General features: G+C 44.7%; 11 protein-coding genes. 7 read left to right on the forward strand and 4 right to left on the reverse strand.

What is annotated here, in order from left to right; all coding sequences use genetic code 11:
- Positions 1-6: 6 nt before the first annotated feature.
- Entirely contained in the window at positions 7-1,422 is a 1,416-nt protein-coding gene (locus NST33_RS09560; RefSeq protein ID WP_339307729.1) for a PLP-dependent aminotransferase family protein, read from the reverse strand.
- A gap of 152 nt (positions 1,423-1,574) precedes the next feature.
- Here NST33_RS09560 and NST33_RS09565 point away from each other — a divergent pair, with 152 nt between their 5' ends.
- The 6 genes from NST33_RS09565 (at position 1,575) to NST33_RS09590 (ending at position 9,801) form a co-directional block, all read left to right on the forward strand.
- Complete coding sequence (locus NST33_RS09565; RefSeq protein WP_339307731.1) at positions 1,575-2,624, forward strand: LLM class oxidoreductase; 1,050 nt, start codon at positions 1,575-1,577, stop codon at positions 2,622-2,624.
- Positions 2,625-3,074: 450 nt separating this feature from the next.
- Complete coding sequence (locus NST33_RS09570) at positions 3,075-3,884, forward strand: lysophospholipase (RefSeq protein WP_339307733.1); 810 nt, start codon at positions 3,075-3,077, stop codon at positions 3,882-3,884.
- A gap of 44 nt (positions 3,885-3,928) precedes the next feature.
- Entirely contained in the window at positions 3,929-4,450 is a 522-nt protein-coding gene (locus NST33_RS09575) for a MarR family winged helix-turn-helix transcriptional regulator (RefSeq protein WP_076209078.1), read from the forward strand.
- 113 nt (positions 4,451-4,563) lie between these two features.
- Entirely contained in the window at positions 4,564-5,913 is a 1,350-nt protein-coding gene (locus NST33_RS09580; protein ID WP_221823217.1) for an FAD-binding oxidoreductase, read from the forward strand.
- A 183-nt stretch (positions 5,914-6,096) separates the two neighbouring features.
- Complete coding sequence (locus NST33_RS09585) at positions 6,097-8,787, forward strand: LuxR C-terminal-related transcriptional regulator (protein ID WP_339307736.1); 2,691 nt, start codon at positions 6,097-6,099, stop codon at positions 8,785-8,787.
- Positions 8,788-8,880: 93 nt separating this feature from the next.
- Entirely contained in the window at positions 8,881-9,801 is a 921-nt protein-coding gene (locus NST33_RS09590; RefSeq protein ID WP_339307738.1) for an NAD(P)-dependent alcohol dehydrogenase, read from the forward strand.
- 108 nt (positions 9,802-9,909) lie between these two features.
- Here NST33_RS09590 and NST33_RS09595 read toward each other — a convergent pair whose 3' ends face one another.
- The 3 genes from NST33_RS09595 to NST33_RS09605 form a co-directional block, all read right to left on the reverse strand.
- Entirely contained in the window at positions 9,910-10,206 is a 297-nt protein-coding gene (locus tag NST33_RS09595; RefSeq protein WP_221823222.1) for a putative quinol monooxygenase, read from the reverse strand.
- A gap of 97 nt (positions 10,207-10,303) precedes the next feature.
- A complete protein-coding gene (locus NST33_RS09600; protein WP_076209073.1) occupies positions 10,304-10,954 on the reverse strand; it encodes a nitroreductase family protein in 651 nt (216 codons plus the stop codon).
- Positions 10,955-10,981: 27 nt separating this feature from the next.
- Positions 10,982-11,401, reverse strand: a complete 420-nt coding sequence (locus NST33_RS09605; RefSeq protein WP_221823224.1) for a MarR family transcriptional regulator — start codon at positions 11,399-11,401, stop codon at positions 10,982-10,984.
- A 417-nt stretch (positions 11,402-11,818) separates the two neighbouring features.
- Here NST33_RS09605 and NST33_RS09610 point away from each other — a divergent pair, with 417 nt between their 5' ends.
- On the forward strand, positions 11,819-13,840 hold the full coding sequence (locus NST33_RS09610) for an AraC family transcriptional regulator (RefSeq protein WP_339307739.1): 2,022 nt from the start codon (positions 11,819-11,821) through the stop codon (positions 13,838-13,840).
- The last annotated feature ends 27 nt before the right edge of the window (positions 13,841-13,867 follow it).

A 13,867-nucleotide genomic window follows, 5' to 3' on the forward strand; every position in this document is an offset into this window, starting at 1 on the left:
ATGTTCTCAGACCCCAAACCAAGCCCGGTGAAGGGCATATACGCCTTCTGTAATATCCTCAATACTCAATCCACCAAAACCAATCTGAACCATGGATTGCTCCGCTTGAGCTGGTTGCACCCAAAAGGGGGATACCGGGTAGACCTGAACACCTTCTTTCTCAGCAGTAGCAATCAGCTTGTGTTCATCCATTCCGTTATGTACTCGCAACAAAATATGAAGTCCTGCATCCTCACCAATGATGGTAACTTGAGCACCCATCATCTTTTGAAGCATTGAGATGAGTGTGAGTTGCTTCTGTCGATATACCTTCCTCATCTTGCGAATGTGGGCTTCCCAATGCCCATTACTCATAAACAGTTCTAAGGTGTTCTGCTGAAAATGAGAGACCGTTTGATCATATAATCGGTAGTCTTGTTTACGGTGTAGCTCTAACATGGTCTGTGGTAGAACCATATACGCAATACGTAATGAAGGCAGAAGGCACTTTGAAAATGTCCCCAGGTAAACGGTTCGCTGTTGAGTATCCAGGCTTTGCAGGGAAGGTATCGGTTTGCCGACATATCTGAACTCACTATCATAATCGTCCTCAATAATGATCCCATTCTGGTCTGTTGCCCATTTCAGTAATTGCATTCTCTTGGCGAGCGGCATGACCATTCCATAGGGGAACTGATGTGACGGTGTAATGTAGACGATGCGGGAATTGCTTTCGTATAACTTGCGGATATGAAGCCCATCGACTTCCAGCGGAATAGGGTGAATGTTTAGACCTTTATGTTGAAAAACCGTCCGAACACCGTCATATCCCGGGTCTTCCATCGCGATCCCATGACTAACGTCACCTATTAATCCAGATAACACACCGAGCAAGTACTGAACACCAGCTCCAATTATAATTTGATCAGGTGAACAATTTACTCCCCTAGAGCTGTGCAGGTAATTTGCAATTTCCGATCGCAACCCCGGTTCTCCGAGCGGATCACCATAAGAAAACAACTTCATTTGGTTCTGGAGCAAGCTCTGATTGGATAACTTGCGCCAAGTGGCAAATGGAAAATGCTCAGCATCTACGTCACCATAACGAAAATTGTATCGAATCTCGGGGCTATCCTGAATAATGTTTTCCAACCAATTTGTACTCACTACGTGGGATAGGGGCAATGCTTCCAGCTTTAAATCCATGATGTATAAGCCACTCCTTGGCCTGCTCTGGACATAACCCTCAGCCAATAATTGTTGATACGCCATATCCACTGTATTACGGCTAATGTGGAGGTGGCTGGACAGTGAGCGAATAGAGGGAAGTCGAGTATGGGCTGGTAACTTTCCGTTCAAAATATCTTTCTTAATATAGTGATAAAGCTGAGCGTATAACGGATCTCCAGACTCTCTGTTCAACAATAATGTCAAATCAATCATGTTAATCCTCCTCGTTGCCAGAACTGACCCTGTTATTTTGTTGAGAGTTGTCACTACTTATGGGGTCAATCGATTGTTACAATTATATCAGTTCCAGTCGAATTAAAAAGATATCAGTCTACTGGATTACTATTGTTGTAGGAGGAGAAGGAATGAACAAACCTATAGATGTTATGGAACGAATAGAAAATCCGTCAACACAAGCGTTACACAACTTCAATCAACACCCTGGTTTCCGCCGCATGTTTGCCCCGGACCAGTTGACAATCGGGCTGTTTTTACCACTTAAATTTTATAAAGGTCATATGGATGTTCTAAAAGGTCAAGCTGACCTCGTGGAAATCATTGATCAACGAAATTTTGCAGCCGTATGGGTGCGAGATGTTCCTTTATTTGATCCTGCCTTTGGAGATGCTGGACAAGTATTTGATCCATTTATCTATCTTGCCTATCTTGCTGCAAGAACCCAAAACGTCTCCCTGGTAACAGGAAGCGCGATCTTCACGCTTCGCCATCCGATTGATTTAGCCAAGGCAGCTGCATCCATTGATGTACTTTCGGGCGGACGACTTGTGCTAGGGATTGCTTCCGGCGACCGACCTGCTGAGTTTCCGGCTTATGGGATAGATGGGGAGCATCGTGATGTGCGATTCCGGGAGACTGTGGAGTTTTTTCGTGAGCTTATACAGGATAGAACTGGCGCAATTCAATCTTCTCTTGGTCAATTGAAAGGGCTTGAATTGCTCCCGAAGCCCGTTGCTGATGGCATTCCGCTCGTTGTGACGGGCTCAAGCAGGCAGTCTTTAGATTGGATTGCAGAGCACAGTGATGGTTGGCTCACTTATCCCGAAGCAACGGCAAACGAATCCGGTCCTCAAATGCTTGGTCATAAGATTAATGCTTGGCGTGAAAAAATACCTGGTGGCATGTTCAAGCCGCATATGACGAACGAATGGATTGATCTTGTCGAAGATCCCAATTATCCTCGAACACCGCTTCGTGGCGGGTACATATTGCGGACAGGACGAGCAGGTCTGATTCAGCTATTGGAGGAATGGAGAGCAGTTGGCGTCAATCATGCTGCACTCGGTATTCATTTTTCGAGTCGACCTCCTGCTGAGGTGATTCAGGAGTTGGCAGAGGAAGTATTGCCACTCTTTCCCACGCATGTGGGTCCGAAGCCGTTGTTTACAGGGTGGTAGAACATGAAATTGGTGCCTGATGACACAGATAGCTTTTCTCCGCATTTCTATTAACGATCTGGAGAGTATCGATCCGCTGACAGCGATGAGGTCAGGAGTTCGATACTCTAGATACCATAAAGGAAAAAGACGTCATCATGTAACATATGATGGCGTTTTTTTGCCTCTATGTAAACGCTTTAATTAAATATAGACAAGGGATGCCGTCGGTGATAATATTGTTTCTATAAGAAACAATATTGTTCTTATGGAATACAATATGTTTCTTTATCTATTCCCGATTTGAAGCTTTTGATCTTGCAAGTAACAAGAGAAAAAGACCAAAAAAAGTCGTCCTCCACATTCTATTGGGTATTATGAGCACCTCATTCTTAAGTATACGAATAACGCCCTGTGCTAAAGAATTTAATTGTTTGGTGCTTGAGCGTAACGAGAGGATCGGGAAATATTATGAGTATAATTGAAACAACAATCGAATCTTTTGACGGTACTCGGCTATATTCTAGTAAGAATTTAGTTAGTGATGCAAAAGCCGCTGTCGTTATTGTTCACGGACTAGCTGAGCATGCAGGGCGCTACGATTATGTGACGGAACAACTAAATAAACGTGGTTTTAGCGTGTATCGCTTCGATCATCGTGGTCATGCCAGATCCGAGGGACAGCGTACGTTCTATAAAGAATTTGATCATCTTATTGAAGATGTTCATGTCATTGTGGAGGCGGCATTGCAAGAGAGTGGCGATCTTCCGCTGTTTGTGATCGGGCATAGTATGGGCGGTTTTGCAACCTCGTCCTTTGGAACGAAATATCCAGGCAAGGTCAGAGGCATCGTACTATCCGGAGCCCTCACTCGTTACAATACAAAAGTTGCCGGAGAACTGCCAATGGATCTTCCTGCAGGCACGTATTTCCCTAATGAGCTGGGCAGCGGCGTATGCAGTGATCCCGCAGTTGTATCCGCTTACGCGAATGACCCGCTGGTTGAAAAGCAGATCTCTGTAGATTTATTTAATAGTCTGGGAAATGGCGTAGCATGGCTGAAGGAGAACCCGAAGCAGTTTACAGATCCCGTGCTTGTACTGCATGGAGCAAATGATGGACTGGTCAGCGAAAAGGATTCCCGTGACTTTTACGGCGATATCGCTTCCACGGATAAAACACTCAAAATTTATGCTCATCTGATGCATGAAATATTTAATGAACCGACTCGTGATGATGTTATTGAAGAAGCAATTACATGGATTGAAAAACGAATCTGATTTCAGTAGAGTAAGAGAGAATCTGAATATGAAAGGGATTACGCATGAAATTAGATTGGATGGGCGACCATCGGGAACTGATTGAGAAAATTATCAAATACGGTAATGCGTACTCGAACACGTACAAGTTGCAACGAAGTTATGGTACAGACATGATGTTCTCGGCTTCACAGATTCAGACGCTGGAATACATTCTGGAAGCCGAGGACAAGGAAGAGAAGATGTCGGAAATGGCCGCACGCCTGGGCGTAAGCCGCAGTACATTTTCCAAGAACGTGAAGAATCTGACGGAAAAAGGCCTGCTCGAAAAATTTCATTTAAGCGGTAACCGCAAAGACATATACGTCAAACCTTCGCCGAAAGGTCGCGAGGTATATGCGAAGTATACCGAATTTGTAAGGGAGCTTTGCTTTGATGAGATTTTCAAGTATGCAGATCAGATTTCAGAAGCGGATAAGCAGAACTTTGTTCGCATCATGGATCTGTTTGCCGACGTGCTCGTCTGGTATGGTGAAAAAGAACAGGAAGCGCGCAAGTTAATCAGAATTGATTCCTCTGAAACATGAACCTTGAAAATTAAGGGCACCAGCCCATTCCCTCCGCGAATGTCCGTCATACAGTATAAAGTGCTTGATGCAGCAGAGGCTGTAGGACGATTATTCAGCAGGGAGTGGGATGTGTGAAATCATCAACAAAGCTTACCGGACGGGTTATTTATAAAGGAGATCCGGGATACGAAGCGGCGCGCAAGAACTGGGACCCGCATACCGACAAATATCCTAAAGTTTTTGTTTTTGCCCAACGGACGAAAGATGTATCCAACGCTATCCGATGGGCTCGTGAAAATAATGTACCGATCAGGCCGCGGAGTGGAAGACATGCGCTTGAGGTTAATCTTTCACAGGTTAACGGCGGAATTGTCATTGATGTAAGTGATCTGAATTCCATCAAACTTGATAAAAAAAATGGAACCGTTGTTGTGGGTACGGGTAACCGAGTAGGGAGAATTGCGAATACCCTTGCCAAGCAAGGTTTCATAGCTCCTTTTGGTGACAGCCCTACTGTAGGGATCGGTGGAATTACGTTAGGTGGGGGAATTGGGCCTCTCCAGCGTACGATTGGACTCATCAGTGATAACCTGCTTGAGGTAGAGATGGTGGACGCCAAAGGAAAAGTTATCCGGGCCAATAAAAATCGTAATGCGGATCTCTTTTGGGCCTCGCGGGGAGGCGGCGGCGGTAACTTCGGAGTGTACACCCGTTACAAATTCAAAGTGCGCCGGGCTCCAGCGAAGGCGACTGTATTTAAAATCACCTGGCCATGGGCTCAATTCGAGAAGGTGCTCAAAGTATGGCAGAGGTGGGCTCCCTCTGTGGATACAAGACTGGGCAGCGAGTTGTCCATCGGACCGAAAAAGGGTGGCAATGTCGTCATGGAGGGGCTGTTCCTAGGGTCAAAAACAGAGGCACTCCGTCTATTGGAGCCGATTACGAGTGTTGGCACACCGACAAGTTCCATTGTTCGTTTGTTACCTTACACGGAAGTTGTGAAGTTCTTATTACAACCTGATCCGACCGAGACTCAACGGTATAGTAACCAGTTCTCGTCCGGTTTTGGACGAAAACCATTCCCCGACAAAGCCATTAAATCGATGCGATCATTCTTGGAGAACCTGGAAGAGGGACCAGGCGGATTCTATTTCCTCAACTGGGGCGGAGCGGTAAGTCGCAAATCACCTAGATCTACCGCATTCTTCTGGCGCAAAGAGAAGTTCTATGTGGAATGGACCAGTACGTGGCTCAAACCATCCCATGCCGCCAAAAATATCGCACTCGCTCGTAATACTCGCAAGAAATTGCAACCATACATTGTGGGTTCCTATATCAACGTTCCAGACCAAGGGATCAAAAATTCCGGTCCAGTGTACTATGGAGCCAACTATGCCAGACTGCGGAGAGTCAAAGCCAAGTATGACCCGAAAAATGTGTTTAACAATCCGCAAAGCATTACTCCTGCTCGGATAGTGTAAGGTAGAGCCATTCATTTTTACTAGCAGCTAGTGTTAATCAGAAGTTAAATTCATCTATGTATTACTAATAATAAAGACACGTCTTTTATGGCGTGTCTTATTGATTTTTATGGTAGTATAGATGCCAAAACGATATATGAAATGATACAGTTGCTGTTCGACCCTTGAATGGAGGTATGGCTCATGTATGCACCGATCTTATCTACGAAATTAACCATTCCAGTTCAGCGCTCCCATGTAGTGGATCGTCCCCGCCTGTATGTCCGTTTCGGCGAGGGGATGCACGCTAAACTCATACTGGTCTCTGCTCCTGCAGGATCAGGAAAAACACTACTAGTCAATCAATGGGTTAAGTTTTCTTCAATAGATACAGCTTGGCTTTCGCTGGAAGAAGCGGATAACGATCCTTCACGTTTTTTGACATATCTATGTGCTTCGTTACAGACGATTTTCCCCAAGCTTGCTGAAGGAATCATGGGATTAGTTCAATCTTCCGAGCCTCCACCGATCGAGATCATTATTACATACCTTCTTAATGAAGTTTCTGAAATAACCGATCATTTTGTACTTGTTCTGGATGATTATCATCTCATGACTTCAGAAGTGATCCATCAATCGCTTGCCTACTTACTGAGGCACATGCCCCCGCATATGCATATCGTCATGACTACGCGTCAGCAACCCAAGTTACCTTTGGCTCGACTGCGGGCAAAGGGGGAATTGATTGAAATACGTGGTAGTGATCTGCGTTTTACTTCTGCCGAATGCAGTGAGTTTTTGGATCGGGTCATGGGATTGAAACTTTCAGAGGAACATGCTGCTCTCCTTGAAAAACGAACAGAAGGCTGGGTTGCCGGGTTGCAGTTAGCGGCCTTATCCATGCAGGGTTCTTCTGATCCAAATCACTTTATGGAAACGTTCAGTGGCAGAGACCCATTTGTACTGGACTATATAATGGAAGAAATATTACAAGGGCTAACCGAACAAGTACAGAACTTTTTGTTGAAAACGTGCATGTTGGATCGATTATGCGGTTCATTGTGTGATGCGATCTTGGATATAGATGAACCAAAGGAACATGAATCCGTTGATTTTACCGGACAGGACATGTTGGAGTGGCTGGAGCAAGCCAATCTTTTCATCGTTCCCTTGGACAATGAGAGGCGATGGTATCGTTACCATCATCTGTTTGCAGATTTATTGCGTAAAAGAGTACACCAGAATTCAAATTATGCGGGCACAGCAAAGACCGATCTGTCTGTTACTGAGATACATAAGCGAGCGAGCATCTGGTATGAGAGGCATCAAATGGAGCTGGAGGCTTTCAATCATGCTGTAGCTGCGGCAGATACTCATCGGGCATCGGTTCTGTTGGAAGGTAAAGGTATGCCACTTCTTTTTCGCGGGGGTGCTGTTCCTGCGCTTCAATGGTTGAGTTCTCTATCTTCAGCAGTAATGGATTCAATACCTTCCCTATGGGTGATGCATGCGGCTGCGTTATTAGTGTCAGGACATATGATAGACGTCGAGCCCAAATTGCAGTCTGCTGAACAAGTGTTACAAAATACGGAACCTGAAAAGACCAATTCTGATCTCATCGGACATATTGCTTCCATCCGAGCCACGCTGGCTGTCAGCCGGCACGATGCGGATGCGATTATTACTGAGTCGCTCCGAGCACTCAAATATTTGCATCCTCATAATCTCCCTATTCGTGCAGCAACAGCTTGGACGCTAGGATATGCATACCAGCTTCAGGGAAAACGTGTGGAAGCCGAATTCTCCTACGAGGAATCATTAGCGAACAGTACCAGGATCGGACATCATATTATCACGATGATGGCGACACTGGGCGTGGGGAATATGCAGGAATCCAACAATCAGCTACACCTGGCGGCTGAAGCCTATCAGCAGGTGGTACATATGGCAGGTAAGCCCCCGCTACCCATTGCATGTGAAGCCTATTTGGGTCTGGCGCGAGTTCATTATGAATGGAATAACCTTGATGTGGCGATGTTGCACGCTCAACAGAGTGTGCAGTTGGCACATCAATTTGTCCAAACGGACAGGGTTGTTGCAAGTGAGTTATGGCTCGCCCGAGTGACGCTTGCGAAGGCGGATCTTCATCAAGCCGCTATCATGTTAGATAGAATCAACGAAACGGCCCAACGGTTAAATTTTACAAAGGCGATCCCTGATATTACTGCTGCATACGTTCTTGTGCTCCTTCGTCAGGGTGATCTGAAAAAGGCAATACGATTATCATGGGACAGAAATCATGCGCTTAGTCAGGCCAGAGTATTGCTGAAGCAGGGGAACACCTTGGAGGCACTTGGTATGATGGAATCCTGTCTTCGCTTGGCCATAACCAAAGGCTTCAAGGATGAACAGCTCAAGGCAACAATCCTTCTGGCGGTTATCCATGAGGAACATGGAAATAGAACACAAGCTATCGAGCTCCTGACTGAGGCCATGATGATGGCAGAGCCAGCAGGCTTCATTCGAATATTTGTAGACGAAGGTGTTGTTGTGCACAGTCTTTTGAAGAGTATGAGAGCACGCGGTGACTCACGTTTATATCTGCTTCAATTACTGGCTGCATTTGATGAAGCTGAGGACAACAGAATAGAAATGATTTCGGAAGAGACAGATGTATATCCGTACGTTTCTGAACTGCGAATTGATCCGTTAAGTGTGAGAGAGCTCGAAGTATTACATCTGATTGCGCAGGGAAGATCCAATCGGGAGATTAGTGAGATACTTCATATTGCACTGCCTACCGTGAAAGGACATAACCGGATTATTTTTGACAAAATGCAGGTGAAGCGACGAACCGAAGCCGTGGCAAAAGCACGTGAATGGAAACTCCTGTAACGGATGTATCTTTGAAACAATACTTTAGTATCTAGGGGCCGAACCCACTTCCCGATATACTCATGGCAAACAGGAACATGTGGGGGGAAAGATATGAGAGCTATCATATGTACGAAGTATGGGTCACCAGATGTGTTGCAGCTTAAAGACATAGCGAAGCCATCACCCAAAGATCATGAGATTCAGATTAAAATACACGCAACAACTGTAACATCCGGGGACTGCAGAGTTCGTGGTTCCAATGTTCCGTTTCTGTACTGGGTACCGATGCGTCTTTTTTTGGGATTCCGAAAACCTCGAAATTCGGTCCTGGGCGTAGAGTTGGCAGGAGAAGTTACGGCGATTGGCAAGGAAGTAAAGCAATTTAAGTTAGGTGATCAGGTGTATGCCATCAATGGATTGTCTTTTGGTGCCCATGCTCAGTATATATGCCTCTCTGAAGAGGATCCAGTCGCTCTGAAACCGCTCAACGCAACGTATGAGGAAGCAGCAGCAATTCCGTTTGGTGGAACTACCGCCTTATATTTTCTGCGCAAAGGAAACATTAAACGGGGAATGAAAGTGCTCATCTATGGAGCTTCGGGAGCCGTAGGAACTGCTGCTGTACAGCTTGCGAAATATTTTGGAGCAGAAGTGACGGGGGTATGCAGTACAACGAATGTGGAGTTCGCGAAGTCACTTGGTGCCGAGCATGTTATAGATTATATGAAGGAAGACTTTACAAAAACAAGTCAGCGGTATGATCTGATATTGGATGCAGTTGGCAAAGTCTCGAAAAGTCAGTGTCGGCACCTATTGGCACCTAACGGCACATATGTCACTGTTGATGGGCAAGGCATCGCAAGGGTTACTGCGAAGGATCTGATACTTCTTAAAGAGTTGATGGAGGCTGGTAAGATGCAAGCGGTGATTGACAGACGTTATGCTTTGGAGCAAATTCAGGAAGCTTATCGCTATGTGGAAACAGGGCGAAAGAGGGGAAATGTCGTGATTACGGTCAAACATGAGAACTAATTGGCAGTGTGTCGAACTTACTTTTCAAAGGAATGAAAAAGCCACCCTCGGTCATATGACCAAGAGCGGCTTCTTTACATGCCAATTCGCATATCAGCCATTCAGCTATTATGCTTTAACTTGTTCTCCAGCAAATACTTCAACGTTCATTGGAGCGGCCATGAATGCTGCTGCTTGTTGAACAAAAGCTTGGAAATGCGCGCTTGTGTTGTGGGAAGCTGTAGCAGCTTCATCTTTCCACAGCTCGATCATCGTGTATTGTTGTTCGCGTTCTGTGCTTTTTGCCAAATCGTAGCTGATGTTACCTTCTTCTTGACGTGTTGCAGCAATCAGTTCTTTCGCAGATGCGAGGAATGCTTGCTCTTGGTCCGGTTTAATTTGCAGATGAGCGTGAATGATAATCATAATGTATAACCTCCATATTGTGTTTGTTTGGAATGTGTTAAGAATATATGCTTATTGACCCATTTAACCGAGACTTACAGGGAAACCGTCCCTGATATTATGCCCAAGTTGTGATGGTTTCTACAGGCAGACGGTAGGAAGGGTGACCTTCTTTGGCCGATTTACCGATCGAGATCAACATAACGGGTTGATAACGCTCTTTGTCCATGCCAAATGCTTCTGCAATCTGGTCTTTCTCATAACCACCAATTGGGTTGGTGTCATAACCATGAGCACGAGCAGCAAGCATCAATTGCATGGAAGCAAGGCCAGCATCGATCAGGTTAACGTCGCGAAGATCGGAAGCAGCCATCTTTTCGTAATAAGGCATTACAGTTTTGAGCTGCATATCCTTAATGTCTTGTGGCATGTAACCAAGTTCTACAGCTTTACCAAAAATCTCATCCATGTATTCAACGTTGTTCATATCAATAAATACGCCAATAACAGCGGCAGAAGTCAACACTTGATTTTGATTAAATCTCGCAAGTGGAGCAAGCTTTTCTTTACCTTCAGCCGTATCAACAACCAGAAAACGCCAAGGCTGCAAATTGATCGAAGATGGTGCACGGGAAGCTTCGGACAGAATTTCTGTCATCTCTTCACGGCTGATCTTCACTTCAGGATCGTAAAGTTTAACAGAACGGCGACCGTAGGTAATTTCGTTAAAATCATTGGTTTTCTGGAATTTGCTTTGAATTGTACTCATGCATGGATCTCTCCTCTATATATGGGTTTAGAAATTGTTGTGCATACGTTCTAGGAGATCGGCGAGTGACTGAACTTCGTCTTCACTGAAATCCTGTAAAATCTGGTTGATAAAATTGGTCTTCTCTGCTTTGTAGCCTTCAATCTGTTTCCGACCGTGGTCCGTCAAACGAACAAAAGTGACCCGATTATCGTCGGGGTTCTTGCGTCTTGTAACCATCAGGTCCGCCTCAAGCTGTTTCAAGTGGCGTGTAATCGCAGCACTATCAATGTTAATGATTTTCTGCAGCATGGATTGGTTAATCTCATCTACCTGATCCAGCTCATGCAGAATTTCGAAGCGAGAGGAACTGATACCTGTACAGCGTTCAAACTTGGGACTGATTTTGTTACCCAACACGTTCAACAGATTGATGATTTGTTCTTCTTTGGAAACAATACGTGTCATGACTAGACCTCCCGGGTGAATCTGAATCATGAACAACGGCGTATGTTAACCAATGATTAATGTTGCAGTATACAATGCCATTGCCTAATGATTATTTGGATGCTCTCGATCATTGATGTATCAATATTTGATGCATCAATCATTGATGGCTCAATTAATATATCATGCCTTTTATGATTTTGCAACAGGTTAGAAAATGTTGCTGATTCTAGTGTTATTATCCCGCTATGTTACATTACAGTCCGTATATGTTGTCCAAATGGATAAGTTAATATTGATTGGTTATGTCATTGAGAATTGTTATCAATTAATTTATAATAAATGAAATGTGCATCATGAGCGAAATTAACAGGCATTTCCTAACAGCAACAAGAAGGTATGTCGATGTAACATGGCGGGAGGGAAAGTACAGCGGATATGAATTTGAATGATCACATCAGGTTGTGGAATCATGTTTTTGTCAAAATACTGGATGTACGCCAGAACGCTTTGGATCCTGGGGAGAAGCTGAAGAATTATCAACTACCAGCGAGTACCTATCTATATATCACCGACGGAAGTGCACGGATACGAATGGATCAACACAGATACATCGTGGAGGGATTCCACATCATTCATGGAGGCAAACAGGCGAATTTAAACATGGAGACGGATTCAGGCGTGACGTATTATATGATTTTGTACAAAGCCATTCTGGCCTTGCCCTGTGGGATGGAAATTCAGCATCTGATGGACCATGAACGTCCGTTCCAGGACCAATACGCACTTGTACCAACCCGTCCGCTGCACCTGTATCAGTGTATGGAGGAATTAAAACAGGAGTGGGAACAGTCCACTAAGCTTGCAAAGTTACATGCCAAAACCTTATTTCATCAATGGGTATATTCTTTGTTGGCAGACATATACGAACAATCCATTCAGCCACATAAACCGGATACGGTCACACAGGCTATTGAATACATGAATGCTCATCTCCATGAGCCCATAGCTCTTGACGTAATGGCAGAAGCAATAGAATGCAGTGTGGGGCACTTGTCCAGGTTGTTCAAACAAAAGTTAAACATCAGTCCCATCCAGTATCTTGGACAGATCCGAATGGAGAGGGCAGCACATCTTCTGGTGCATACCCGTGCTACGCTGCAACAGATTGCAGAACAGGTCGGCTATCCGGATGCACATTCACTGAGCCGCAGCTTCAAAAAAATAAAAGGTCTTTCTCCAATTCGTTATAAAAAAGGAGTAAGCCAACGGTTTAACAAGTCGAAACAGACATTGGTATTGAACAACAAGCAAGATTTGCCCAGTATAATGCAAGAAAATGCCCTTCATTCGTTACATTCCTATCTATATAATGATATTGATTATCAATATCAAAAGAATGTTGGAGGGGAATTAATAATGCAAGGAAAATTCAAAATGACAGCACTAAGCATGATGCTGTGTCTAACGCTATTGCTCACGGCCTGTTCCAGTCCGGCACCGTCTGCAAGTGGTACGCAAACAGAGACCAATGCGGCTACTACACAATCGGGTAACCAGACAACGGAGACAGGGAAATCGACTGCACAGCCGGAGACGCGGACGGTCTCCACAATGAGGGGAGATGTGGTAATTCCAGCCAATCCTCAGCGTGTTGCTTCAGATCAATATATGGGGTACCTGCTGAAACTGGGCATTGTACCGGTTGGTGTAAGAACATTTATGCTGAACGAAGGATGGATTGAAAAGTCTGGCATTGCTGCTGATATTATAGCGGGTATTGAGGATTTGGGAGGAGAGTTCCCAATGAATCTGGAGAAATTAGTGTCACTTGAGCCGGATCTCATCATCGGTTCCATTGATAAAAATATTGAGGATTACGAAAAAATTGCAACGACCGTCTTTTTACCTTATTGGGAAGGCGATAAAACTTCTGGTCCACTGGAAAAGCTGCGCCGGATTGCTGGTGTTTTTGGTAAAGAGAAGGAAGCAGAGCAATGGATCACGACATATGAAGAGAATATCGAAGAGACTAAGAAGCAGATTGATGGTGTGATTAAAGAAGGTGAGACCGTATCCATCATTCAAATAGGATACAAAGCGTTGTATGTCCTTGGTGCAGAAGGCGGGAACTATGGTAGTTCCACGATCTATGAGATGCTGAAACTGCCTCCTACTCAGCAAGCACTCGATATGAAGGATGGATTCGAGACGATCTCCCTTGAAGTACTGCCTGAGTATATGGGAGATCATATCTTCTTATATGGTTCGGGTAGCGAAGACGCCAAAGAGATCCTGAACAGCGAGGTGTGGAAACGTCTGCCTGCTGTGCAGAAAGGACAAGTCTACGCCTATGGTTCCTTGGATGGAACAGAGGATGAGTTCGTCATGGAAGATCCCTATTCACTGGAGTTGCAGTTGGATAGTATAAAGAATTTACTATTGGGAGCTAAAAAATAGAGTTAATTAGTTCACACAGAATCGGAT

It is taken from the genome of Paenibacillus sp. FSL L8-0435 (assembly GCF_037965655.1).
GTDB lineage: Bacteria > Bacillota > Bacilli > Paenibacillales > Paenibacillaceae > Paenibacillus.

Coding starts and splice junctions, on each gene's coding strand:
- NST33_RS09560 (WP_339307729.1), bottom strand. CDS start 1,422: ATGATTGATTTGACATTATTGTTGAACAGAGAGTCTGGAGATCCGTTA.
- NST33_RS09565 (WP_339307731.1), top strand. CDS start 1,575: ATGAACAAACCTATAGATGTTATGGAACGAATAGAAAATCCGTCAACA.
- NST33_RS09570 (WP_339307733.1), top strand. CDS start 3,075: ATGAGTATAATTGAAACAACAATCGAATCTTTTGACGGTACTCGGCTA.
- NST33_RS09575 (WP_076209078.1), top strand. CDS start 3,929: ATGAAATTAGATTGGATGGGCGACCATCGGGAACTGATTGAGAAAATT.
- NST33_RS09585 (WP_339307736.1), top strand. CDS start 6,097: ATGTATGCACCGATCTTATCTACGAAATTAACCATTCCAGTTCAGCGC.
- NST33_RS09590 (WP_339307738.1), top strand. CDS start 8,881: ATGAGAGCTATCATATGTACGAAGTATGGGTCACCAGATGTGTTGCAG.
- NST33_RS09595 (WP_221823222.1), bottom strand. CDS start 10,206: ATGATTATCATTCACGCTCATCTGCAAATTAAACCGGACCAAGAGCAA.
- NST33_RS09600 (WP_076209073.1), bottom strand. CDS start 10,954: ATGAGTACAATTCAAAGCAAATTCCAGAAAACCAATGATTTTAACGAA.
- NST33_RS09605 (WP_221823224.1), bottom strand. CDS start 11,401: ATGACACGTATTGTTTCCAAAGAAGAACAAATCATCAATCTGTTGAAC.
- NST33_RS09610 (WP_339307739.1), top strand. CDS start 11,819: ATGAATTTGAATGATCACATCAGGTTGTGGAATCATGTTTTTGTCAAA.